The sequence below is a fragment of the Enterococcus sp. AZ035 genome (assembly GCF_050548325.1).
Lineage (GTDB): Bacteria > Bacillota > Bacilli > Lactobacillales > Enterococcaceae > Enterococcus > Enterococcus faecalis.
In genome coordinates, this window is sequence record NZ_CP172958.1 from 19,082 (window position 1) to 43,191 (window position 24,110).

At 37.4% G+C, this 24,110-nt stretch carries 19 protein-coding genes; 13 read left to right on the forward strand and 6 right to left on the reverse strand.

Annotation, left to right across the window (positions count from 1 at the left end; genetic code table 11):
- The first annotated feature begins 115 nt into the window (after positions 1 to 115).
- The 7 genes from IGL32_RS00080 (at position 116) to IGL32_RS00110 (ending at position 8,029) form a co-directional block, all read left to right on the forward strand.
- Positions 116 to 3,001 (forward strand): sigma 54-interacting transcriptional regulator, encoded by a 2,886-nt coding sequence (locus IGL32_RS00080; RefSeq protein ID WP_002415226.1) that lies wholly within the window; start codon positions 116 to 118, stop codon positions 2,999 to 3,001.
- Between the two features lie 202 nt (positions 3,002 to 3,203).
- The gene (locus IGL32_RS00085) at positions 3,204 to 3,716 is read left to right on the forward strand and encodes a mannose/fructose/sorbose PTS transporter subunit IIB (protein ID WP_002385473.1); all 513 of its coding nucleotides are present in this window, start codon (positions 3,204 to 3,206) and stop codon (positions 3,714 to 3,716) included.
- A 234-nt stretch (positions 3,717 to 3,950) separates the two neighbouring features.
- Positions 3,951 to 4,943, forward strand: a complete 993-nt coding sequence (locus IGL32_RS00090; RefSeq protein ID WP_010775468.1) for a mannose/fructose/sorbose PTS transporter subunit IIA — start codon at positions 3,951 to 3,953, stop codon at positions 4,941 to 4,943.
- Between the two features lie 34 nt (positions 4,944 to 4,977).
- Positions 4,978 to 5,781 carry a PTS mannose/fructose/sorbose transporter subunit IIC gene (locus IGL32_RS00095; protein ID WP_002356031.1) on the forward strand — a complete coding sequence of 268 codons (804 nt, stop codon included), beginning with the start codon at positions 4,978 to 4,980 and terminating at the stop codon, positions 5,779 to 5,781.
- Between the two features lie 22 nt (positions 5,782 to 5,803).
- Entirely contained in the window at positions 5,804 to 6,715 is a 912-nt protein-coding gene (locus IGL32_RS00100; RefSeq protein ID WP_002356032.1) for a PTS system mannose/fructose/sorbose family transporter subunit IID, read from the forward strand.
- Between the two features lie 161 nt (positions 6,716 to 6,876).
- On the forward strand, positions 6,877 to 7,254 hold the full coding sequence (locus tag IGL32_RS00105) for a DUF956 family protein (RefSeq protein WP_002356033.1): 378 nt from the start codon (positions 6,877 to 6,879) through the stop codon (positions 7,252 to 7,254).
- A 247-nt stretch (positions 7,255 to 7,501) separates the two neighbouring features.
- Entirely contained in the window at positions 7,502 to 8,029 is a 528-nt protein-coding gene (locus IGL32_RS00110; protein ID WP_002356034.1) for an HdeD family acid-resistance protein, read from the forward strand.
- A gap of 44 nt (positions 8,030 to 8,073) precedes the next feature.
- Here the strand turns inward: IGL32_RS00110 and IGL32_RS00115 are convergent, their stop codons facing one another.
- Positions 8,074 to 8,277, reverse strand: a complete 204-nt coding sequence (locus tag IGL32_RS00115; protein WP_002383512.1) for a hypothetical protein — start codon at positions 8,275 to 8,277, stop codon at positions 8,074 to 8,076.
- Positions 8,278 to 8,474: 197 nt separating this feature from the next.
- On the opposite strand from IGL32_RS00115, the gene IGL32_RS00120 reads away from it, so the two are divergent.
- From IGL32_RS00120 to mprF, 5 genes are all read left to right on the forward strand, one after another.
- Positions 8,475 to 9,245 carry a MurR/RpiR family transcriptional regulator gene (locus tag IGL32_RS00120; protein WP_156210214.1) on the forward strand — a complete coding sequence of 257 codons (771 nt, stop codon included), beginning with the start codon at positions 8,475 to 8,477 and terminating at the stop codon, positions 9,243 to 9,245.
- Between the two features lie 148 nt (positions 9,246 to 9,393).
- Complete coding sequence (malX, locus tag IGL32_RS00125) at positions 9,394 to 10,962, forward strand: maltose/glucose-specific PTS transporter subunit IIBC (RefSeq protein WP_002378674.1); 1,569 nt, start codon at positions 9,394 to 9,396, stop codon at positions 10,960 to 10,962.
- Positions 10,963 to 10,976: 14 nt separating this feature from the next.
- Complete coding sequence (locus IGL32_RS00130; protein WP_016618494.1) at positions 10,977 to 12,191, forward strand: MalY/PatB family protein; 1,215 nt, start codon at positions 10,977 to 10,979, stop codon at positions 12,189 to 12,191.
- A 99-nt stretch (positions 12,192 to 12,290) separates the two neighbouring features.
- A complete protein-coding gene (locus IGL32_RS00135) occupies positions 12,291 to 12,671 on the forward strand; it encodes a RidA family protein (protein ID WP_002356039.1) in 381 nt (126 codons plus the stop codon).
- Positions 12,672 to 12,863: 192 nt separating this feature from the next.
- A complete protein-coding gene (mprF, locus tag IGL32_RS00140) occupies positions 12,864 to 15,455 on the forward strand; it encodes a bifunctional lysylphosphatidylglycerol flippase/synthetase MprF (RefSeq protein ID WP_430600057.1) in 2,592 nt (863 codons plus the stop codon).
- A gap of 1,325 nt (positions 15,456 to 16,780) precedes the next feature.
- Here mprF and IGL32_RS00145 read toward each other — a convergent pair.
- The 3 genes from IGL32_RS00145 to IGL32_RS00155 all read right to left on the reverse strand — a co-directional run bounded on the left by IGL32_RS00145 (position 16,781) and on the right by IGL32_RS00155 (position 20,924).
- Positions 16,781 to 19,396 (reverse strand): YfhO family protein, encoded by a 2,616-nt coding sequence (locus IGL32_RS00145; RefSeq protein ID WP_002361467.1) that lies wholly within the window; start codon positions 19,394 to 19,396, stop codon positions 16,781 to 16,783.
- Positions 19,397 to 19,939: 543 nt separating this feature from the next.
- The gene (locus IGL32_RS00150; RefSeq protein ID WP_002405038.1) at positions 19,940 to 20,449 is read right to left on the reverse strand and encodes a ClbS/DfsB family four-helix bundle protein; all 510 of its coding nucleotides are present in this window, start codon (positions 20,447 to 20,449) and stop codon (positions 19,940 to 19,942) included.
- A 7-nt stretch (positions 20,450 to 20,456) separates the two neighbouring features.
- The gene (locus IGL32_RS00155) at positions 20,457 to 20,924 is read right to left on the reverse strand and encodes a VOC family protein (RefSeq protein ID WP_002395258.1); all 468 of its coding nucleotides are present in this window, start codon (positions 20,922 to 20,924) and stop codon (positions 20,457 to 20,459) included.
- Between the two features lie 64 nt (positions 20,925 to 20,988).
- Here IGL32_RS00155 and IGL32_RS00160 point away from each other — a divergent pair, with 64 nt between their 5' ends.
- On the forward strand, positions 20,989 to 21,936 hold the full coding sequence (locus tag IGL32_RS00160; RefSeq protein ID WP_002389777.1) for a helix-turn-helix transcriptional regulator: 948 nt from the start codon (positions 20,989 to 20,991) through the stop codon (positions 21,934 to 21,936).
- Positions 21,937 to 22,027: 91 nt separating this feature from the next.
- Here the strand turns inward: IGL32_RS00160 and IGL32_RS00165 are convergent, their stop codons facing one another.
- The gene (locus IGL32_RS00165) at positions 22,028 to 23,281 is read right to left on the reverse strand and encodes a glutamate-5-semialdehyde dehydrogenase (RefSeq protein ID WP_156210216.1); all 1,254 of its coding nucleotides are present in this window, start codon (positions 23,279 to 23,281) and stop codon (positions 22,028 to 22,030) included.
- Positions 23,268 to 24,083 carry a glutamate 5-kinase gene (gene proB, locus IGL32_RS00170; RefSeq protein ID WP_002389550.1) on the reverse strand — a complete coding sequence of 272 codons (816 nt, stop codon included), beginning with the start codon at positions 24,081 to 24,083 and terminating at the stop codon, positions 23,268 to 23,270. The genes IGL32_RS00165 and proB overlap by 14 nt, the downstream gene beginning before the upstream one ends.
- Positions 24,084 to 24,110 lie beyond the last annotated feature (27 nt).

Sequence of the window (24,110 nt, forward strand, 5' to 3'; positions counted from 1 at the left end):
AAATGTTTCATGTGAAACAGAAATTTTTTTAATGAAAGGGTTTTTAGTGTATTTTTTTAATGATACACTGTATCATGTAAATTAATTAGTGTATCGATTAAAGGAGCCATCAAAAATGAAGCGGATTGAAAAAATCTATCAATATGTTAAAGAGCAAACGAAGAATTTAACGCCAATGACCTTAACAAGTGATGCGGGAGTCACGACACAAGAAATTTCAGAACGTTTAAACATTCAGCGGACCAATGCTAGTAAAGATTTGAATCAACTCGTTCGTGAAGGGCGCTTGAAAAAATTATCTGGTCGACCAGTAAAATATGTCGCGCAGGTGGCGTTTCAGCATCGACCATTAACCAAGCCAGTTAAAAGTTATCGGGAAAAATCAATGGATCACTCCACAAAAACTTTTATCGAACCATTGGTTGAACCAGTAGTCACGACCAGTAAAACCCCAGAAGTTGAAGATATTTTCAAAAAAATTATCGGTTCAGCTGGAAGCATGAAAACGCCGGTGGAACAAGCCAAAGCAGCGATTTTATATCCACCAAAAGGCTTGAATTGTTTAATTACTGGACCAACAGGTTCTGGGAAAACTTATTTTGCTCATGCCATGTTTCAATTTGCGAAGCTGAACCAAATTGTGGCCAAAGAAAAAGAGTTTGTGGTGTTTAACTGTGCAGACTATGCGCATAATCCAGAACTTTTGATGTCGCATTTATTTGGGTATGTAGAAGGGGCCTTCACAGGCGCTACGAAAGCGAAAGAAGGGATTATTGATGAAGCAGATGGCAGCATTCTGTTTTTAGATGAAGTACATCGGTTACCACCCGAAGGACAAGAAATGATTTTTTATTTTATGGATCACGGCGTGTACGCGCGTTTAGGTGAAACAGTGAAATCACATCATGCGGATGTTCGGATTATTTGTGCTACGACGGAGAATCCTACTTCTTCTTTATTGAATACTTTTGTGCGACGCATTCCGATTATCATTCAATTACCGAACTTTAGTGACCGTCCTGCGAAAGAAAAAATTGACCTCCTAAAAGTGATGGTTTCAATGGAAGCAGCGCGGATTCAACGGCGAATCTCTTTGTCAGAAGATGTGGTCAAAGCATTAATCGGAAGTGTTTCTTATGGAAATGTCGGTCAGCTAAAATCGAATGTGCAACTTGTGACTGCGCGAGGGTTCCTTAATCAGATGGAACAAGAGGAATTAATGATTACGATGGACGAATTAACGGACAATATTAAAGAAGGCATTATGCAACTTGCCAGTAATCGAGAAGTATTGTCGGAGTTGTCGAAATATCTGGAACCGCAATTAGTGGTATCACCAAATGAATCTTTAGTAGCTATTCAGTCAGATGCCTATGAATTGCCTTACAATCTATATGAGATTATTGGAGATAAAGCGGCTCTCTTAAAAGCAGACGGCTTGGACCAAGAACTAATTAATAATTTTATTACAACGGATATCAATGTTCATTTAAAATCTTTCTACAAAGATTATGGATTCACCTTTGATACAGAAAATAAATTGGCTGAAATTGTTGACCAACGAATTATTGATGTCACTAAGAAAATTTATAATTTTGCAGCGAAGCGGTTATCGTATTCGTTTCAACCCAACTTTATTTATGCAATGAGTTTACACATTAGTTCTTTCTTGAAACGCATCCAATTAGGTAAAGATCCTAAGCATCCTTTAAATGAAAGTATTCGAAATATGGTTTTAGATTATCCAACAGAGTTTGAAACAGCAAAAGAAATTAAAAATATTATTGAAAGTAGTTATCAGATGGAGATTCCTGAATCTGAAAGTTACTATTTAGCTGTTTTGCTCATTTCTTTAAGAGAAAATCCTGAGGCTGGCCGGATTGGCATTGTCGTGGCTGCGCACGGAAATAGTACCGCTAGCAGTATGGTACAAGTGGTTTCTCAATTGTTAAATGTTGATAATTTGAAGGCTGTGGATATGCCTTTAGATATGCCACCGAAAGAAGCTTTGCGTAAAATCGTTGAAGCAGTTGGTGAAGTGAATGAAGAAAATGGCGTACTATTATTAGTGGACATGGGTTCATTAAGTACGTTTTCAGAAGAAATTGTACGCCAGACAGGCATTGATGTGCGGACAGTAGACATGGTGACCACGCCAATTGTTCTTGAAGCGGCCCGCAAAACCGCATTAATTGATACGCAATTGGAAACACTTCACGAGTCTTTAAAAAACTTTCATGGCTATGCCGATATTCGCCAAAGTGAAACGAAACAAATCATTGAAAATTGGAAAACAAGAGCAATTATTGCTATCTGCGCTTCTGGAGAAGGAACTGCGCGCCGAATGAAAGAGCTTATTGAGGAAGCTGTCTTGCCACAAATAGACTGGCATTTAGAAGTGATTCCTTTGTCCATTGTAAATATGAAAGAAGTCTTGCCTAAAATTCAAGAAGACTATGAAATTATTGCGACAACTGGGATTACCAATCCCAAAATTGGTGTTCCTTATATTTCCATGGAAAATTTCTTTTCCGGTGAAGCAGAAAAAATTATTCAGCAATTACTAGCAGAGCGGAAAGAAGAAGTAATGAATAAGCCGTTGGACGAAGCGGCAGCAAAAGAAATTTGTCTAAAATATATGGAGCAAAGTTTCACTTTCATTAATGGAAAAAAAATCATTGAGCTGTTGTGGTCATTCGCTAAAAATATCCAAACCCAATTAACGATGCCAGAAGAGTACACATTTTACATCAATTTGATTATGCACACATCGGGCATGTTGGAGCGTATTTTACGGAATGATACACTGACGGTTTCAGAAAAGGAACTTGGTCGATTGGTTCAAGAACCAATTTATCCAGTGATTGTGGCCTCAATTGAGACTATGGAAGAAGCTCTTAATATGGATGTTCCAGCAGAAGAAGTTTATTTTATCGCACAGTTAGTCAAAAATGCCCAGTGTATCGAAGATAAAATCACCGAAATTGATACACTAGATTAATACAGAAAAATCGATACACTATTTATTAGTGTATCGATTTTTTGATTTTCTTAAAAAAACCTATAATTTTCTAGGTTTCAAACCGATACACTAAAGTTGGCACGAAACTTGCTTATAATAAGGTGTCCCTTTTTACCTAAAATTTTTAAGTAAAAAGACAAAGGTCCTAACCTTTAAAAATGAATTTAAAGGAGCATTCCCGATGGTAATGGATATTCGTTTAGCTCGAATTGATGATCGATTAATTCATGGCCAAGTAGCAACTGTTTGGGCAAAATTGACGAACATTAATCGCATTTTAGTGGTTAGTGATTCCGTTGCTCATGACAATTTGAGAAAAGCCTTGTTGGTTCAAGCTGCTCCACCTGGTGTCAAAGTAAATGTCATCACTGTTCAAAAAATGATTGATGTTTACCCTGATCCTCGTTTTGATTCGTTTCGAGCCATGTTGTTATTCACTAATCCTTTGGACGTGAAACGAGTGGTCGAAGGCGGTGTACAACTAACTTCTGTGAATATTGGCGGAATGAGTTTCAGCACAGGCAAGCGAATGATTACGAATGCAGTCGCAGTGGATGCCAACGATTTAAAAGCATTTCTGTTTTTAAATGAACAAGGTATTGAATTGGAAATTCGAAAAGTCGCAGCAGACAGCCAAGTGAATTTGATGGATTTACTGAAAAAAGAGCGTAGCAAAGAAAATAACGCCAGCTGACGTTTATTTTTACAGACGAAAGACATTGAAAGGATGTGGTGGCCTAGGACCAACATCATTGCTTCATGAACTGTATTGATAAAGGCAAGTGCTGATGTTGAAAAAAATCAAGAACTATTGAAATTTTTTCATTTATTTTTGTCAGAATCTGATTTATCTGATTTTTTTCAAAAAGTGAAAGCGTTTAGCAGTACAACCATGAAAAAAAACATCAATTATACAGGAGGTATAAAAATGGTAGGAATTATCCTAGCAAGTCACGGTGAATTTGCTGAAGGGATCTTGCAATCTGGTGCAATGATCTTTGGCGAACAAGAAAATGTAAAAGCAGTTACGTTAATGCCTAGCGAAGGTCCCGATGATGTAAAAGCAAAAATGCAAGAAGCCATTGCATCGTTTGACAATCAAGACGAAGTACTATTTTTAGTTGACCTATGGGGAGGAACACCATTTAACCAAGCGAACTCATTGTTAGAAGATCATAAAGACAAATGGGCAATCGTTGCAGGTATGAACTTACCAATGGTTATTGAAGCATATGCTTCTCGTTTCTCTATGGAATCAGCACAAGAAATTGCGACACACATTCTTGAAACAGCAAAAGATGGTGTCAAAGTTAAACCAGAAGAGTTACAACCAGCAGAAGCACCAAAAGCTGCTACGACAGAAGATGCACAGCCAAAAGGTTCGTTACCACCAGGTACAGTTGTTGGCGATGGCAAAATTAAATTTGTGCTAGCACGTATTGATTCACGTTTATTACATGGTCAAGTAGCAACAGCTTGGACAAAAGCAACACAACCAAACAGAATTATTGTTGTTTCTGATGCCGTTGCAAAAGATGACTTACGTAAGAAATTAATCGAACAAGCAGCTCCTCCAGGAGTAAAAGCCAATGTTATTCCAATCAGTAAAATGATTGAAGTAGCGAAAGATCCACGTTTTGGCAATACAAAAGCATTATTATTATTTGAAAATCCTGAAGACGTCTTAAAAGTGGTTGAAGGCGGCGTAGAAATCCCAGAAGTAAACGTTGGTTCAATGGCTCACTCTGTTGGAAAAGTCGTTGTAAGCAAAGTATTATCAATGGGTCAAGAAGACGTTGATACGTTTGATGAATTAAAAGCCAAAGGCATCAAATTTGATGTGCGTAAAGTGCCAAATGATTCAAAAGCGAATATGGACGAAATTTTGAAAAAAGCAAAAAATGAGTTAGCAAACGCGTAACTCGCCAAATACAAATCAAAATAGGAGGCTTATCATGTCTGTTATATCAATTATTTTAGTTTTACTCGTTGCCTTTCTAGCTGGTATGGAAGGGATTTTGGATGAGTTCCAATTCCACCAACCGTTAGTAGCATGTACATTAATCGGATTAGTTACTGGTAATTTAGAAGCCGGAATTGTTTTAGGTGGTACTTTACAAATGATCGCGTTAGGTTGGGCGAACATCGGGGCTGCCGTTGCGCCGGATGCCGCTTTAGCATCTGTTGCCTCAGCAATTATTTTAGTTTTAGGTGGCCAAGGTGTTAAAGGTGTTCCTTCAGCGATTGCTATCGCAGTTCCTTTAGCGGTTGCAGGTTTGTTCTTAACAATGATCGTTCGGACAGTTGCGGTGCCAATCGTTCACATGATGGACGCGGCTGCTGAAAAAGGCAACATTAAACAAGTTGAAATGTTACACATTTTCGCTGTATGTTTACAAGGTATTCGTATTGCGATTCCAGCAGGTGCGTTACTATTCATTCCTGCTGACACTGTTCGTAATTTCTTAGAATCAATGCCAGCTTGGTTAACTGATGGTATGGCTATCGGTGGTGGTATGGTCGTTGCCGTAGGTTATGCATTAGTAATCAACATGATGGCAACAAAAGAAGTATGGCCATTCTTCATTATCGGTTTCGTAGTCGCAGCGATTTCTCAATTAACATTAATCGCATTAGGTGCTTTAGGTGTCGCTTTAGCTCTTATTTACTTGAACTTATCTAAAATGGGCGGTTCTTCTAACTCAAATGGCGGAGGCAACTCTGGCGACCCATTAGGCGATATTTTAAACGACTACTAATTCTGAAGGAGGAGCAAAGAAAATGGCAGAAAAAATTCAATTAACTAAAAAAGATCGTTTAGCTGTAGCTTGGCGTTCAACATTTATCCAAGGTTCTTGGAACTATGAACGTATGCAAAACGGCGGCTGGGCATTCTCAATGATTCCAGCAATCAAAAAATTATATAAAACGAAAGAAGAACGTTCAGCGGCGTTAAAACGTCACTTAGAATTCTTTAATACACACCCATACATTGCCTCACCAATTCTTGGTGTAACATTAGCTTTGGAAGAAGAACGTGCCAATGGCGCACCAGTTGATGACGTAGCGATTCAAGGGGTTAAAGTTGGGATGATGGGTCCTTTAGCCGGTGTCGGTGACCCAGTTTTCTGGTTTACTGTTCGTCCAATGTTAGGAGCTTTAGGTGCTTCCTTAGCAATGGGTGGTAACATCTTAGGCCCAATCTTATTCTTCGTTGCTTGGAACTTAATTCGTTGGTCATTCATGTGGTATACACAAGAGTTTGGTTACAAAGCAGGTTCTAAAATTACTGATGACCTTTCAGGTGGTTTACTACAAGATATTACAAAAGGTGCTTCTATTTTAGGGATGTTCGTACTGGCCGCATTAGTTCAACGTTGGGTATCGATTAAGTTCTTACCAATTGTCTCACAAGTTAAGTTAGACAAAGGTGCTTATATCGAGTGGGATAAACTTCCTGCTGGCGGTGAAGGAATGCATAAAGCCTTTGAACAAGTGAACCAAGGCTTGGCGCTTTCACCAACGAAAGTTACTACTTTACAAGATAACTTAGATCAATTGATTCCAGGTCTAGCACCATTACTACTTACATTCTTATGTATGTGGTTATTGAAGAAAAAAGTTAGCCCAATCGTTATCATTCTTGGTTTATTCGTAGTCGGCGTAGTCGGCCACTTAATCGGCTTATTATAAGAATGACGAGGTAAGTTTATTACTTCTAATCAAAAAAAGCGGAAGAGAAGTCGAGAAACTTTTCTTCCGCTTTTTTAAACAAAGATGTAATTTTGTTTGTTTCGATCAGGAAAGAAACGTATAATAAAGAGGAATTAGTCGAATGAAATGGAGCAGATAACATGGTACAATCATTAAACACAAAAGTTGATTTAGTTATAGATGCGACGGCATTTACAGGATTAACAGATTATGGACAAATTATGATAGGTGACCGCGGGTTTGAATTTTACCATGCCAAAGATCCACGTAAGTTTATCCAAATTCCGTGGGAAGAAGTCGATTACGTGTTGGCTTCAGTAATGTTCAAAGGAAAATGGATTCCTCGTTATGCGATTCAAACCAAGAAAAATGGGACGTATACGTTTGCTTCAAAAGAGCCGAAGCGAGTGTTACGAGCTATTCGTGAATATGTTGACCCAGATCATATGGTCCAATCTTTGAGTTTCTTTGATGTCATAAAAAGAGGGATTCTCTCGATTGGGAAAAAGAAAAAATAATTTATAACTGTTACTTTTTTATAAACTAGATGAAAAAGTAGCGGTTTTTTTGTGGGAACACGAGGGACTTATTTATACAAAAAAGACACAATTGTGCACCAAAAAAGAGACAATCAAGTGATACGTTGTTTTTAATGGAGTTATCATTGAAATGGTTTTCAGAAAGCACGATGAAAATATTTGACACCTTGTAAAATAGTAGTAACATAATAAGTGTAATAAATTATTTTATAGAGGAGTGAGTGTCATGGAACAACGACAACATCATGGAATGGACTGGGGTTCATTAGTATTAGGAATTCTATTTGTTCTGACTGCATTAATTTCTTTCCAAAATCCTGCCGGTAATTTAATTGCCATTGTGATGGTTTTTGCGATTTTTGCTATTATTAAAGGGATTTTCGAAATTTTTGTACGTAATCGTATGAAAGAATTGCTAGGCTACAAAGCTTATGCACCAATCATCTTAGGGATTATTGATATCCTAATTGGTGTTTACTTATTGTTTAACTTAAATATTGGTGTCGCTGTGTTACCATTTGTTTTTGCAATTTGGTTTTTATTCGACTCAATTTTCGGCTTATTTACTTTAGATTTTGCTAAACGAGTAAGCACAGGTTACTTCTGGTTCACATTAATTGTTGATGTTTTAGGGATTATCTTAGGTGTAATGTTATTATTTAATCCATTGTCTTCAGCATTAACTCTAAGCTTCTTAGTTGGCTTCTACTTTATGATGTTTGGTATTAGTAATATTGTATATGCTTTTAGATAAAAGAAGTAAAAAAACAGGTTTTCCGAAAAGGAAAACCTGTTTTTTTAATAACGACGGTGGCAGTTGCCATTATTTCCCGAAATTGTTCGAACAAGCCACACGATAATCGCTACGGGAACTAAAATTTTTACTGCTAGCCACAATAAGCTTCCCACGATACCGACAACGGCACTAAAGAGTGAACCGACAACTAAAAATAAAAGGACCACTAAAAGAATATTTATAAACATTGGTCGTTGATTATTCATACGTACTACCTCCAAATTTTTCCTGTTTTCTATATACAGAGTATAGCAAGAAAGCGCAACAAGCACCTCCATCGGAAGGCTGATTTTTTTCTCTGGCGAATGATGGAGCCGCTGTTGGTTATTTTGGACTTTCTTATTGAAATAATCAGAATATTCTGGTGTATAATTATAAAAAAGGATTTAAAGTGAGGGATTGGATGTCGACTGAGGGATTAATCGCTTTGTTAGAAAAGAAACGAAATGATTTAAGTAAAATTGAAAATCAAGTACTGGATTATATTTTGACGCATATGACGGAAATTAGTTCACAAACCATTTATGAGGTGGCGCAGGCGTTGTTTGTCTCAACAGCCACTATTTCTCGAACAGCAAAACACTTAGGTTATCGAGGCTTCCAAGAATTAAAATACGCGATCGTCCAATCGGTGCAGAGCGAGAGCACAGAAAGCGATAGTCGTAATTTTCAAGCCATTACACAACAGTTGATCGCCAATGTGCAAGACAGTTTTCAACAAATGGATGAAGCCAAAGTCGCGGAAATGCTTAAAATGATTGAGCGTGCGAATACGATTGAAGTGTTCGGTGTTGGTGGCAGTTTTCCTATTTGTACTGATTTTGCACGAAAGCTAACATTTTTAGGAAAAAAAGCCTATGCACGATCTGATTGGGATGAACAAGCGGCAGCAGTTAAGAATCTGGATGGACAGGATTTAGCCATTTTTGTCAGTTATACAGGAGAAACTAAGGGGATTTTAGCGTATGCACGTGTAGCGCAGGAACAGCAAGTGCCGATGATTAGTTTGATTTCGACTAAAGGAAGCACCTTGGAAAAATTGTCGACGACGACGTTATTTGCCAAAGGGACGACACGTTATCATCAGCGCGTGGATTTAAGTTCAAGAATTGCTGTCATTTGTTTGTTCGATACGGTTTTATTAATGTACGCAGAGGCAAAGCAACCGCGGTAATTTTATGCAACACCATACTAAATGATGTAAGGGGATACAGAAAAAGTGTAGCCTCTTTTTTCTTTGTTTTGGGCTAGTTATAATGAGGGCAATGAATGTAAACGCAATCATTTTTAGTTTTGTAAAGAATGAATGGAGGAGTTAAGAAATGGCAGTAAAGAAAAAGAAAGCGACTTTCTGGGAGTTTTTCCAAGGATTAGGTAAAACGTTTATGTTGCCAGTGGCTTTATTAGCTTTTATGGGGATTTTGTTGGGATTAGGAAGTTCTTTTTCCAGTGAATCCATGATTGAAACGATCCCGTTTTTAGGAAAGCCCGCAGTGAAAATTATTTTCCAATTTATGTCGACAATTGGTGGTTTTGCGTTTGCCTATTTACCTGTCATGTTTGCAATGGCCATTCCGTTGGGGTTAGTTCGGAAAGAAAAAGGAATTGCTGCGTTTTCAGGTTTCGTAGGCTATACGGTGATGAATTTAGCGATTAATTTCTACTTAGTGCAGACGAATCGCCTCGTGGATCCTGAGCAGTTGCGGGAAGCCGGCCAAGGAATGGTTTTTGGGATTCAAACGATTGAAATGGGCGTTCTTGGTGGAATTATCGCTGGGCTTATTGTCTATAAGTTGCATAATCGATTTTACACGGTGCAACTACCAGATAGTTTTGCCTTCTTTTCTGGCGCACGGTTTGTACCAATTATTACTTCATTAGTGATGGCATTCGTGGGCTTAGTAATTCCGTTAGTTTGGCCACTTTTCGCGCTAATGATTATGGCGATTGGCCAACTTATCCAACGTTCTGGTATTTTTGGGCCTTTTCTGTTTGGGTCAGGGGAACGTCTACTGTTGCCGTTTGGGTTGCATCATATTTTGGTTTCCATGATTCGTTTTACTGAAGCAGGGGGTTCAGCGGTGGTGGCTGGCAAAGAAGTGTTTGGTGCGTTAAATATTTTCTATGCAGAATTGCAAAATAATTTACCGATTTCACCAAGCGCAACAGCTTTCTTGTCACAAGGGAAAATGCCGACCTTTATTTTTGGCTTACCAGCGGCGGCACTTGCGATGTATCATACTGCAGCTCCGGCGAATCGACATAAGATTAAAGGCTTACTCCTTTCGGGTGTAATTGCTACGGCTATCACTGGCATTACAGAACCAATTGAATTTTTATTCTTATTTATTAGTCCATTATTATGGCTGTTTCATGTCATTATGACTGGTCTAGGTTTCATGGTAATGGCTTTATTGGGTGTTGTGATTGGAAACACTGATGGCGGGCTACTGGACTTTGTTATTTTTGGCTTGTTACAAGGAACTTATACAAAATGGTGGTGGGTTCTCATTGTCGGCGCTATCTGGTTTGTTGTTTATTATTTCGTCTTTAAAACAGTCATTGTAACCTTTGATTTAAAAACACCTGGACGAGACAAGGTCTTAGATGAGACTGAATATACCGATCAAGAAGTTCAATATAAGAAAACGGGTGGCTATGATGCGCCTGGGATTTTAGCGGCTTTGGGTGGGCAAGAGAATATTCAAGCTATTGATAATTGCATTACGCGTTTACGTTTAGTGTTAGCAGATGCTAATAAAGTAGATGATGACAAATTAAAGCAATTAGGGGCTTTAGGCGTCGTGCATTTAGATGCGCAGAATGTGCAAGTGATTATCGGAACCAAAGTGACAACGGTCCGTAATCAATTAGAGATGATTTTAGGTTAGAAAAAAGACAGAAGGTGAAGAGTGTGTCGTTTGATAAAGCAATTGATCGACGAGGAACGTATTGTACACAGTGGGATTTTGTAGAAGATCGATTTGGGGAAGCGGACTTGCTTCCCTTCACTATTTCCGATACGGATTTTGCTGTGCCAGAGGCAGTTCTGGCAACATTACAGGAGCGTTTGAAACATCCCGTATTTGGCTATACGAGGTGGAACCATCCACAATTAAAAGAAGCAATTCAAACGTGGTACCAGACAAGATTCCAGACGAAGATTGAAGAACACTGGATTATGTATACCCCGACCGTTATCTATGGGATTTCTGCGTTGATCCAATTATTAACTAATGAAGGGGAGGGCATTATTTTACAAACACCTGCGTATGATGCATTTTTTAAAGTTATTCAGGAAAATAAGCGGCAAGTAGTGGCAAATGAACTGCTTTATCAAGAGAAGCGCTACAGCATTGATTTTATTGATTTAGAAAAAAAACTAGCGCAACCAGAAAATCGCTGTTTGCTTTTATGTTCCCCGCATAATCCAACAGGACGTGTTTGGGAGCAATGGGAATTAGAGCGAATGGTTTCATTGTGCCAACAGTATGATGTGTTTTTACTTTCTGATGAAATTCATATGGATATCGTTAATAAAGGCCAAGTTCATCGACCAATTACGCAATTTGGTTATAAAAAATCTGCCATTATTACCAGTGGCACGAAAACCTTTAATTTTCCAGGGCTGATTTTTGCTTACGCCCTAATTCCAGATAACGAATTACGTGACGCTTTTCAGCTCAAATTAAAAAATGCCGATGGTTTATCATCAACAAGTATTTTGGGAATGCTAGCAACCATGACGGCCTATCAAAAATGTGGTACTTGGGTTGACGAGTTGAATGATTATTTAGCGGAGAACCAACGTTACGTGAAAGATTTTTTACAGACATATTTGCCAAAAATTAAAGTGACGGAGCTGGAAGCCACTTACTTAATGTGGTTGGACGTATCAGCGGCAGTTCCAGATGTGGCCCGCTTACAAGAGGCTTTAGTTTCTGTGGGGAAAGTCGCCATTATGGACGGCTCGATTTATGGCGGTAATGGACAACGATTTTTACGGTTAAATATTGGCTGTTCGCAAGCAAAACTACACGAGGGACTTGAAAGGATGCGCCAAGGTTTTGAAGCTGTTTTACAAAAGGATGGTACAGCATCAGCGCTTGGGAATAATTGAGAAAAGATAGCATTCCGAAAATGGTTGCAGTACAATGGAAAAATAGAAACAAATAAAATAACAAAAAGTAACAACTTGTCATTTACTGGGGGAAAAGAAATGAAAACAATTAAAACAAAGCAAGCACCACAAGCAATTGGACCATATTCACAAGCAAAAATTGTGAATGGTTTATTGATTACTTCTGGTCAGATTCCACTGGATCCTGAAACAGGCAAGGTGGTTGGGACAACGATTAAAGAACAAACCAATCAAGTACTGAAAAATATTCAAGGGATTTTAACAGAAGCTGGTAGTGATTTTGCTCATGTAGTCAAAACGACATGCTATTTACAAAATATGGCGGATTTCACGGCATTCAATGAAGTCTATGCTGAGTATTTTAGTGCGGAATATCCTGCACGCACAACGATTGAAATCTCTAAATTACCGATGGATGTGTTGGTGGAGATTGAGATTATCGCAGAAGTAGTGGCGTAAAAAATACAGTTAAAAGAGTGAGAAAAAAATCGTCTTAGATTTTTTTCTCACTCTTTTTTTTCAATAAAACAATACGATTCAGCCAAAATGTCTAGCCGTGCTGGAAAATTTTCAGCAAATAGGCTACCATGGAAGAAAATCGATAAAACGAAAGTTAAATGAATAGAAAAGAGATATGAAAGAGGCTATAAGATGAAAAAAAATATTAGCCAACTAACGCAGTGGTTGAAAGAACACAGTTTATTATTGAAACTAATTTTTCTTGGTTCTGTATTAGTTTTCGTGGCTAACCAAGTGACACATATCGCTCAAGGCATGACCTGGGCGGATATTTTTTCCACGATGGAACAACAAAGTACGGGGCGTTTAATTGGTATGGTCTTGGCAGGACTATTAGGGGTTATTCCGATGCTCCTTTATGACTATGTAGTCGTTAAATTATTGGAAAAAGAAGGTAAGCCACCAATGAAACGAATGGATTGGTTAACTTCGGCTTGGGTCACCAATACCATTAATAACTTAGCGGGTTTTGGCGGCGTGGTTGGTGCAACGCTACGGATTAATTTTTACGGAAAAGATGTACCACGGGGCAAGGTTGTAGCAACGGTCTCAAAAGTTGCTCTGTTCTTGATTTCAGGGTTATCTATTTTATCTTTTGTGGCGTTTGTTGATTTATTTTTTATTCGAACCCAAAATGTTTTTCGTGAATATTGGGTTTGGTTATTATTGGGCAGCCTGATTGCGCCAGCGCTCTGGTTTTTCACGTATTTAAAACGGCGAACATTGTTTAAAACATTTTTTCCAAAAGCGGTGCTCCTATTATTCGGCGCTTCATTAGGTCAATGGCTAGGTGGGATGTTTGCTTTCTTAATGATAGGTCGTTTGATGCAGGTACCAGTTTCGATGGTTTCTGTTTATCCAATGTTTGTTATCGCTACGTTAATCGGGATGTTAACCATGGTTCCTGGTGGTATGGGAACGTTTGATGTCTTAATGATTTTGGGCTTATCACAATTAGGGATTGATCGATCACAAGCGGTCGTCTGGTTGTTGTATTATCGTTTGTTTTATTATGTGACGCCTTTTATGACAGGAGTTATTTTGTTCTTGCAACAAGCAGGCATGAAAGTTAATCAATTTTTTGATAATTTACCTCGGTTATTTTCACAAAAAGTGGCGCATTTTATTTTGGTGGCGGCGTTATATTTTGCAGGAATTATGATGGTTCTATTGTCGACTGTGACGAATTTGTCGAATGTCAGTCGTTTATTCCAAGTGTTACTTCCCTTTTCTTTTAATTTTTTAGATCAGACATTGAATTTATTTGTAGGATTCTTGTTATTAGGTTTAGCTCGAGGCATTTCTATGAAAGTGAAAAAAGCTTATTGGCCTACAATTATTTTACTAGGATTTTGTATTGTAAATACGGTGGCACGAACGACTTCGTGGCAGTTGATTACTGTTTATGCTGTTATTTTATTGGCGGTTATTTTGGCTCGTAAAGAATTTTATCGTGAAAAGTTTGTTTATTCATGGGGCGCTTTAACGGTAGATAGTATTTTGTTTGGCTGCTTGTTTATCGGTTATGCGGTTGCTGGCTATTACGCCGCACGACCAGCTGGTGGCAATCAAGTTATCAATCACTTTTTGTTGTTTCCGTCAGATGATGTTTGGTTTAACGGATTGATTGGATTAAGTATTTCCTTGATTGGTTTATTCTTTTTGTATCAATATTTAGCCGGAACAACTGTTACTTTAGGTGAGGGGTTTGAGGAAGCGCGGTTGACACGCTTTTTGGAAAAATTTGGTGGCAACGAAGGCAGTCAATTTTTGTATTTAAAGGATTATGGTCATTTTTATTACCAAGAAGAAGGCGAAGATCAAGTACTTTTTGGGTTTCAAATGAAGTTTAATAAATGCTTTGTCTTGGCGGATCCAATTGGGCAACGAGAGAAATGGACAGCGGCGACACTGGAGTTTATGGATCAAGCTGATTTGTTAGGTTATCAATTAGTTTTTTATCGTATCTCGGAAGAATATGTTATGAATCTTCACGATTGCGGCTTTGAATTTATGAAAGTTGGGGAAGAAGGCTTGATTCAATTTGATGAGCCGTCAACAGTGAATCAAACAGCCTGGACGGAAACAGTGACTGAAAAAATAGCAGCGGAAGCAGCGGATTTTCAGTTTGAATTTTATCCCGAAACGATTAGTGATGCCTTATATCAAGAGTTAGAACGAGTTTCTGCGGACTGGTCACGGAATCAAAAAGAGCGCTACTTTATTGGTGGACGGTTGGATCCCGAGTACTTGAAATGCAGTAGCGTGGGCTTGGTGAGACAGAAACAAACGGTCATCGGTTTCATTACGGGAAAAGAAATGGAAAAAGGCAAAAGTATTTCGTATGATTTGTTACGTATTCGTTCAGAAGCACCTGCTTTTACTAGAGAATATTTGTTCACTCATTTTATTGAAACCTATCAACAGCAGGGCTATCAATTAATTGATATTGGGATGGCGCCGTTGGCTAACGTAGGGGAGAGCAAGTACTCTTTCTTAAAAGAACGCTTTGTTAATATTTTTTACAAGTATAGTTATCAAATTTATGCGTTTCAAGATACACGCAAGCGCAAAGAACAATATGTCACTAGTTGGCAACCACGTTATTTTGCTTATCCTAAGCGGACCAGTGTCCTCTTTGCTTTTGTGCAACTTTCCTTGTTGATTACGAAAGGAAGACATCAAAGTGTTTCGCTTGTGGAAGAAGCAATGACTGAAATTTAACTCTAATATAAATAAAAAAGTTAGACTTTGGTCTAACTTTTTTATTTATCACAAATTATTAATCAAAGAATATATTTTTTTATTAAAGAATGGTTGACATTAAGTTTGCTTATTATTAGAATTTAATTAGAGTGGCGGTTGTTTATCTTTTAATATGGAATCTCGTTATGTCGATATTTAACGTAAAATTTTGAGATTAGTAAGGCCGATAAACAGAAAGAACATAATTTTATAAGACCAGAAGTTAAGTATTCAAGTGAATAATTTGGCTAAGTATGTAATTGAATATTGTTTAGAACACTATCATAATGGCCTGTAATGTAAAAATGTCGAGCTGTTTTATTCAAATTCATGGACTAGGATTAACTAAATCAAAATTAGAATTAATCAAGATGTTTTACAATGATTATAAATAATTAGCCATTTTGGTAGAAAATGCCTCACTAGGAATGCGATTGGAAGCAGCAGGTGCATTTAATTATTTTAGTTTTACATAACGAATCAGAATATAACTATTTTGCTATAAACTTAGATGAGGTAGGTGAGCCAATTGAAAACGAAGAAGTGGAACTGGTCGATACTTGCATTTTTTATACCGTACCTTGTTTCAAATATTTTTTTATTTTTTACTCTTACAGAAAAAGATAATAAGCTATTAAAAATGATTGAAGAGTCGTCAAAACTATTAAATATTTCAAACGGAGAATTTAATTTTTTTATGATAGTTATTGTTATAATCGCTAATTTGTGTATCTTTTTTGTTACGTTCATAATTTTGAAAATTGTTTTACTTATTTTTGGGTTTAAAAAAAATTATAATCAAGATATATTTATAAGTCTGCTATTGTCAGTAAGCGTAGTTAATCTTCTTGTTCTTTTTATATCTGAAATAGTAACAATTGATAGATTACCGTTATCAATTAGTACTTCTTCTATTGAAGTGATAATCTTTTTATTGCTATTTTACAGTAATACCAAAGATGTAAAAGCAACTAAATTGTTGTTTTTTGGTAAATTATGGTTGCTTTTATTTAATATAGTGTCATTAGTAGTTTAAATGGAAATCATAGGAATTACATAAAAAAATCAAATTAATGTTTGTCTTGTTGGATAAAATTAGCAATTTGAAATTAAAAGGTTGAGGAAGCATAGATATTTCATAGAATAAACGAATATCTATTTTAACTGCCTGAATCATTTATAATAAAAAAATCTGAGACAGAATGAATCCCATTCTGTCTCAGATTTTGTTTTTCACAACTCATCAGACCTTATTGATAAAGAGTCATTTTAATAATAACCCTTAGTTTTTTGTGAAAGCTTTTTTATTTGTCTTCTTTTTTACGGTTTCGTCTAGCAGGAATCAAGGTTACGTAGGCAACGAAACCACCAGTACATAGAACGAATAACACGATGCCAGGAATCAATCCTTCTGGTAAATAAGAGAACTGAATAGTATGGGTTCCAGCGCTGACAGGAACGCTTAGAAAGGCATCTTTAAAGGCTTTTGGGGTAACTTTTTTGCCATCAATTTTGACACGCCAACCTTTGTCATAAGGAATTGTAGTGACGAGTACTTGATCTTTGTCGGCGGTAAAGGTACCTGAAGCAGAGCGTTTGCCAGTGGTTAAATCAACGCCTTTTTCTTGCACGGCGGAAATGGCTTTTTCAAATGCATTGGTATTTAAGCCAACTACTTGCGGCTGAACAAAACTTACTGCTTTGGTTCCATAAAAACTTACTTTGAAGTTAACAGTTGTATCTTTGGGATAGTAACCTAAGTTATAATATTGGCCAGTAATGCCAATTTGTGATTGCTGACTCGAGCCGTTCACGGTGACCGTCGCAGTGGAACTTTCCAATTGAGCAAAATCTGTTGGGAATAAACTCAAATAAGCTTGCGTATTGGCGGGCACATTGACTGTATAAGAAATCTCTTTGGCTACGTTATGTTGTTTCTCCGTAAAAGTTACGCCAGCTGTATTTTGCGTAATTGTCACGTTATTTTGAAGCGTCATCGTTGGTTGATAAAAGGTAAAATACCGTTCATTGGTATTGGCTAAAGCATTTAGTAAATTTGTTTGACTACCTAAATTATCATTGAGAGGTTGCCGAACATTGTAAATCTCTTTGTCTGCTAAAAATCCTAACGGCAAAGCATTTTCGTTACGATAAAGCTGATATTTACCAGCAGCAGCTTGTCGTTCAAAGCCGAATTTCATTGGATTATTTTCAGCAATATTGTATTTAATGCCCATCAAAGCATCCATTAACAAGGTATTATTTTGGTAACGAATATTTAAATTCGTGCCTCGTGAGCGGAAACCTAAGGCGTTTAGGTATGTTGAAGAATGTCGGTTCCGTACGGAAGAAAACATGCTAATGCCACTGTAGCCATAGTTAATGCCGTCATTGGCCGAAACACCATTTAAATTTTCCAAGCGGTAAAAGGTATCATTTTCTTTTTTTGTTTGATCGACTAGATTTTTTAAGTCAGGATAAGGTTCAGAATACAAGCTGCGTGATGCGTAGTTCCAATCATCTAAAATACCAGTGACCATCGCCCGTGTATTAATGATTGCTTCACCAGAAACGAGCAGCAACAACAAAATCACTAAGTATTGCATAGGCGCTTTTTTCAATTGATAAAAAGCAATTCCGAAAAAGTATAATAGTAAAAAAGTTGCCGTTAATACGAAAGAGGTTAAAGTCACATACGTATAACTAGTAGCACCTTTTGTGCCCATTGCAAGAGCAAAAATTGCTAAAAGAATCAAAATCAAGCCGCTTAAGACGCCGAGATCATCCTTTTCAAATTTTTCCCAACCATAACCAGCAAGCAAAATAACTAGGAATGAAAAGAGGAAACTATAGCGGAAAAGAAACATGTTCGGCGCATGCATACCGTGCCAGAATAAATTTAAGGGCGTGATGTAAAAGCTAGCAATCAATAGGACAAACAAACTGCCAAAAAGTAGTTTGTTTTTCAATGGAACTTCTTTCGTAACGAAATAGAAGAGACAAAAAATCAAAGGCAACAACCCAATGTAAATAAAAGGAATGGACCCATATTTGGTTGTATCGTAAACGCCAATCATATTTTTCATAATAATATCTAAAAAGGCAGTCGCTTCTGTTTTAAAGGTTGTAATTTCAGAAAGAGTTTCACCATTGGTTCGTAAATCTAAGACAGCAGGTAAGACCATAATCATGGATGCTCCACCAGCTAAAAGAGAAGTAGTAAAATACGCAACGATTCGAGATTTATATCGTTGCCAGTCTGTAAACGTTCGTGCAAAATAGTACAGGAAGGAAAACAACCCAATCATAAAGCCAAAATAATAATTTGTAATGAAAAGCAAGAAATAACTGACAAACAATAATGTCGGTTTTCGTTGGTCCATTAAACGATGAATTCCTAAAATTACGAGTGGCAGATAAATAAAGGCATCCAGCCACATAATTAATTCTGAATGGGCCACAATGAAGGACATTAGCGCATAAGACACACTTAAAGTCACATGGGACCATTTAGGAATCTTAAAGGTTTGTTTTGCCAAGAACCAAAAACTCAAGCCAGCACTCCCAATTTTCAACAACGTTAGGAAATAGAGCGCATCAGGCATGTTTTGATTGTTAAAGAAAAAGACGAGCGGCGTAAATAAGCCACCAAGATAATAGGAAATTAAGGACAAGTAGTTTAGTCCCAAAGAAGCATTCCACGTATAGAAAAGACTTTGTTTTCCATGAAGAACATTGTTAAAGCTTGCGTGAAAATTTGAAAATTGAGAAAAGGCATCGCTGGCTAAAACACTGCGACTACTTCCTGGATAAATCCCAATACTCAAATAGATAATTGCCATAATTAAAAATGGAATGAAGAAACTGGCTAACATATAAGGCCAGTTGTTTTTTAAAAACTGCCTACTTTTATTTTTCATAAATAACCTCACCTGATTTTTCGAAAGTACCTATAGTTTATCATACTCTTTATTTGATGTACCAATAGAAGAAAAACTTTAAAATTTTATTAGGATCCTAAGGGTGGAGTGAAGAAGAATTAGGAGTAAGGGATTGACATTCAAATGCTAAATCACCACATCAAACAACGAATATTCTCCGAAAAATTGCTGAAAACTCCCTGTGGATAACTTTGTGCATAACTCTGTTGAAAACCACAAAAAAGCTTTTTATCTCGGTTTATCCACAAGGATAAGTTTTCGAGTTGCTAAAAAAAATAGACGTAAGTTCAGAAGTCCTGCTTGCTAAAAGTAAAGGAACCCATAAAGTTGAAAGAAGATAAAAACGTTATTAAAACAACGTTTTTATCTTCTTTTTTCTAGAATTTACAAAGATTTAATGTCGAACAAATAAGCACTGTGGAAAAGTTTTTTGGAAAAAACAAGAAATTTCATCCACAAAGTTTTCTGTGGAGAATTTAAAAATGCTTGTCAAGCTTTTTTTGAAAAAATGTGGATAACTTTTTAAAGACACACTTTTTTCCATTTGCGAATTTGCGTTCGGAAACTAGTAAAAGGGGCAACGCTATTAATGTGAATCCATTTCCAAAGAGGCCATTGTGCTTTGGTGGTCGCCCAAGCCCGTTGTTGAGGTAAAAATAATTCGTCTTCGGAAAGCGAGTCAATCCAATGAAGTAATTTTTCTAAGGTGTCTTGCAACGCAATCAGCTGACTTTCTAAACTCATTTGTCCATAGGTTTGATAAAATGATTGATAGAGAGCGCCCAGTTGATTCCATTTATAGCCTTCAGCTGGCGTTTGAACGGTCAGACCACGTTGTTCTTGTTCTTCCCAAGAAAGCAGCAAGTTGAGCCAACCTAATTGATAGGCTAAGTTCTCTGAAGGTGTTTTAGCTACTGTTTCAATTCGGTGATCTTTAAGTGTTTCAGGAATTTCTGCAAATTCAGCTAAATATTTTTGTGAAGCTATTTGAATGGCCTCAATCAAGGCTTCTTTTGATTCATAGGTTCGCATTCTTCGGCTAACTTCCTTTCTTGGTAGGATCTGCTTGTTTTTCTTGAGTAATTTGAGTGACTAAACCAAAAGGATCTTTCACAATCGCATAAAATGTTGCAAATTCATTTTCAATTGGTTCTTGGATAATACAGGATTCGGGATGGCGCGTGAGTTTTTCAAAAATTGTTTTGGCAGAGTGACGGCTGTCGACGGTTAAGCTGAGGGTCAATTGTTCTGTGGGCGTGGTATTCATTCCTGCAAACAAAGGATTATCAGCTAGTTGTAATTGAAAAGTGTCCATTTGTAAAATCGAGTGAGACAGCCAGTGTTCTTCGCCAGCGGGAATGGTCAAAGAAGGATTTAAGCGCTCTTTAAATTCTTGATTAGTAATTTTAAAAAGAATATCACCAGCAAAGGCTTCTTGGTAAAACGTCAAGGCTTCCGTTGCTCGTCCATTTAAGACCATAAAAAGGGCAAATTGTGTGTTTTTCATTGTTTGAACCTCCTAAGATTGATAAGATAAGCATAACAATAAAAGGTGTCAAAAAGTGACACCGATGGAGGGAAAAATGAAAAAATCAGAACGTTTAAATCAGGAACTTTTTTTCTTGAGAACCCATCCTCAGTTTAATTTAAATCAGTTAATGAAAACTTTTGGAATTTCTAAAAGCACAGCTTTGCGGGATATTGAAGCTTTGGAAAATTTAGGCGTGCCGCTATATGTGGAGAATGGTCGTTATGGTGGCTATCGAGTTTTAAACAAACCGTTGTTGCCGCCGATTTATTTTAATGAAAACGAAGTGTTAGCGATCTTTTTTTCGTTACAATTACTGAAATTAGTCGCAGAGTCACCGTTTGGTCATTCCTATCAGCAAATTAAGCAAAAATTATTGCATTCTTTAGATGAACCAACCCAATTTAAAATCAGTCAAATGAGTAAGGTCGTCTATTACGAAGGAATTGAACAAGTAGAAGCACCAGGCAATTTAGAGCAGCTGTTTCATTGTATTTTGGCGCAACAAGTAATTCAGTTTAACTATACCAGATATGAAGCAACAACGAAAAAAATCTTACCAACCCGGTTAACTATTTTAGAAGGGTATTGGTATTGTTCAGGCTATGATGTGACTAAAAAGGCTTGGCGTACTTACCGCTGTGATTTTATGGAGGCTATTCAGCAGTTAAACCAAACACTGGATTTTACGACTGAAGAACTGAAAGAATCGTATCGCCATCAACAAACGACGGCACGTACGATTCCATTTAAAGCAATCATTACAGAAAAAGGCAAAGAATTTTTTTATAAACATCGCTTTGACAATATTCAGTTGGAAGAAACGCCCACGCAGTGTTTTTTAGTTGGACAGATTCATCCAACAGAAACACAATTTTTAGCCAACTATTTTATGGGCTTTGGTGAAGAAGTGACAATTTTAGAGCCAGTCCAAGTGAAACAAGCGTATGTAGAAAGTATAATGAGGATTCAAAAAAAATATCAAGAATAGATTGTGGGACTGTGAACAATCTCATGTGTAAAAATGCACATTGGAGAGGAGAAAGAAAAAACCTTGATTTAAAAATCAAGGGTTTTTCTTTCTAAGAACGTGCTTGCCCATTTCCATAAATAACATATTTTGTCGAAGTAAGCTCTGCTAGACCCATAGGTCCACGGGCATGTAATTTTTGCGTACTAATGCCGATTTCGGCGCCAAATCCAAATTCAAAACCGTCCGTGAAACGAGTTGAAGCATTCGCATAAACAGCGGCTGCATCCACTTGTTGTAAAAATTGTTGTGTGGCAAAGTAATTATCACTAATAATACTTTCAGAATGTTTTGTATTGTAGCGATTAATATGCTGGATGGCTTCGTCCAAAGAATCAACGACTTTCACTGCTAAGATAAAGTCGAGAAATTCCGTTTCCCAATCTTGTTCAGTCGCTGGAATGGCTTCTTCAAAAATTGCTAACGCACGTTCATCTGCCCGAAGTTCCACGTGAAACTCCTTCAAGGCTTTTTCAATTGTTGGTAAAAAGGCTTCAGCCACTTCTTGATGAATTAATAACGTTTCGGCGGCGTTACAGACGGAAGGACGTTGACATTTAGCATTGACAATAATTTCAGTTGCCATTGTTAACTGGGCGTCTTTGTCCACGTAAATATGACAATTGCCTGTGCCTGTTTCAATAACAGGCACAGTGGCTGTTGTCAAAACAGTTTTGATTAAATTGGCGCCGCCACGTGGAATGAGGACATCCAAGTAGTCATTTAAGCGCATAAGTTGTTGGGCTGTTTCTCTAGAAGTATCATCAACAAATTGAATGAGATGGGGAGAAACGGCTTCTTGGATTAGCGCTTCTTGTAAAATTGTCACCAATATCTGATTGGAGTGAAACGCTTCTTTTCCGCCTCGAAGAATAACAGCATTTCCTGATTTGAAACAAAGGCTAGCGGCATCTGTTGTCACGTTTGGCCGCGATTCATAAATGATTCCAATAACACCTAAAGGCACGCGTTGTTGCCCAATTAACAGCCCCGCTTCATTGCGCCACATTTTATCTACTTCCCCAATTGGATCGGGTAGAGTAGCGACTTGACGTATGCCCTCGGCCATCGCTGTGATCCGTTCTTCTGTTAAACGTAAGCGGTCTTGCATTGTTTCAGAAATTCCGTGGGCAGCGGCTTGCTCTAAATCTAATACGTTTGCTTGTAAAATGCGGGGCGCATTGGCTTCAATGGCTGCGGCCATTTTGTTTAACAAAGTATTTTTTTGACGAGTATCCATCAAGCCTAGCGTATAAGAGGCTTCTTTAGCTTGTTGCCCTAGTTGCTTTAAATCAGTCACTTTCATGCCCTCCTTTAATAAATAACGTACCGATATCTTTTCCTTCTAAAATTTCAAAAATGATTTTTGGCTGCTTTCCGTTTGCTAAAATCATCGCCTGTTGATTAGCTAACACACGTTCAGCAGCTTTTAATTTACTAGACATCCCACCAGTGCCAAAGCGGCTCCCCTTACCACCGGCTAATTGGAACAAGTCTTCATTAATTTCATTGATTTCAGAAAATAACGTGGCTTCTTTGTTGACAGTAGGGTTATCTGAAAAGAAACCATCAATATCTGATAACATAACTAACAAGTCAGCTTGAACAATTTGGCAGACAATGGCAGACAATTGATCATTATCCCCGAACTTGGTTAAGTGGTCCAATTCTTCAATTGCGACAGTATCATTTTCATTGACGATAGGAATAATATTCATTTTTAGCAGTTGTTCAAAAGTATTGGTAACATTATTGCGACTTTCAGGATATTCAATAACATCACGAGTTAATAAAACTTGTGCCATTTGTTGGCTATAGGTTGAAAACCGCTGATTATAAATGTTCATTAATTCTGCTTGGCCGACTGCAGCGACTGCCTGTTGTTCGGGAATTGTCGTTGGGCGCACAGATAGATTTAATTTATTCAGTCCGACACCAATTGCGCCAGAAGAAACTAAAATAATTTCTTTGCCTTGGTTGCTTAAATCACTCAAAGTAAAGGCTAATTGATCAATTGCTTTTAAGTTAATATTGCCATTGGGATAAATCAGAGAACTGGTTCCGACTTTGATCACAATTCGTTTGGCCTGTTGGAGTTTGTTTCTCATAAGTGCCTCGTTTCTTTTTACAGTAAA

Bases quoted from the DNA above. Each gene is read 5' to 3' on its own strand.
- proB (WP_002389550.1), bottom strand. From the start codon at position 24,083: ATGAGAAACAAACTCCAACAGGCCAAACGAATTGTGATCAAAGTCGGA.
- IGL32_RS00145 (WP_002361467.1), bottom strand. From the start codon at position 19,396: ATGAAAAATAAAAGTAGGCAGTTTTTAAAAAACAACTGGCCTTATATG.
- IGL32_RS00095 (WP_002356031.1), top strand. From the start codon at position 4,978: ATGTCTGTTATATCAATTATTTTAGTTTTACTCGTTGCCTTTCTAGCT.
- IGL32_RS00150 (WP_002405038.1), bottom strand. From the start codon at position 20,449: ATGCGAACCTATGAATCAAAAGAAGCCTTGATTGAGGCCATTCAAATA.
- IGL32_RS00135 (WP_002356039.1), top strand. From the start codon at position 12,291: ATGAAAACAATTAAAACAAAGCAAGCACCACAAGCAATTGGACCATAT.
- malX (WP_002378674.1), top strand. From the start codon at position 9,394: ATGGCAGTAAAGAAAAAGAAAGCGACTTTCTGGGAGTTTTTCCAAGGA.
- IGL32_RS00100 (WP_002356032.1), top strand. From the start codon at position 5,804: ATGGCAGAAAAAATTCAATTAACTAAAAAAGATCGTTTAGCTGTAGCT.
- IGL32_RS00160 (WP_002389777.1), top strand. From the start codon at position 20,989: ATGGAGGGAAAAATGAAAAAATCAGAACGTTTAAATCAGGAACTTTTT.
- IGL32_RS00080 (WP_002415226.1), top strand. From the start codon at position 116: ATGAAGCGGATTGAAAAAATCTATCAATATGTTAAAGAGCAAACGAAG.
- IGL32_RS00155 (WP_002395258.1), bottom strand. From the start codon at position 20,924: ATGAAAAACACACAATTTGCCCTTTTTATGGTCTTAAATGGACGAGCA.
- IGL32_RS00105 (WP_002356033.1), top strand. From the start codon at position 6,877: ATGGTACAATCATTAAACACAAAAGTTGATTTAGTTATAGATGCGACG.
- IGL32_RS00110 (WP_002356034.1), top strand. From the start codon at position 7,502: ATGGAACAACGACAACATCATGGAATGGACTGGGGTTCATTAGTATTA.
- IGL32_RS00090 (WP_010775468.1), top strand. From the start codon at position 3,951: ATGGTAGGAATTATCCTAGCAAGTCACGGTGAATTTGCTGAAGGGATC.
- IGL32_RS00165 (WP_156210216.1), bottom strand. From the start codon at position 23,281: ATGAAAGTGACTGATTTAAAGCAACTAGGGCAACAAGCTAAAGAAGCC.
- IGL32_RS00120 (WP_156210214.1), top strand. From the start codon at position 8,475: ATGTCGACTGAGGGATTAATCGCTTTGTTAGAAAAGAAACGAAATGAT.
- mprF (WP_430600057.1), top strand. From the start codon at position 12,864: ATGAAAAAAAATATTAGCCAACTAACGCAGTGGTTGAAAGAACACAGT.
- IGL32_RS00115 (WP_002383512.1), bottom strand. From the start codon at position 8,277: ATGAATAATCAACGACCAATGTTTATAAATATTCTTTTAGTGGTCCTT.
- IGL32_RS00085 (WP_002385473.1), top strand. From the start codon at position 3,204: ATGGTAATGGATATTCGTTTAGCTCGAATTGATGATCGATTAATTCAT.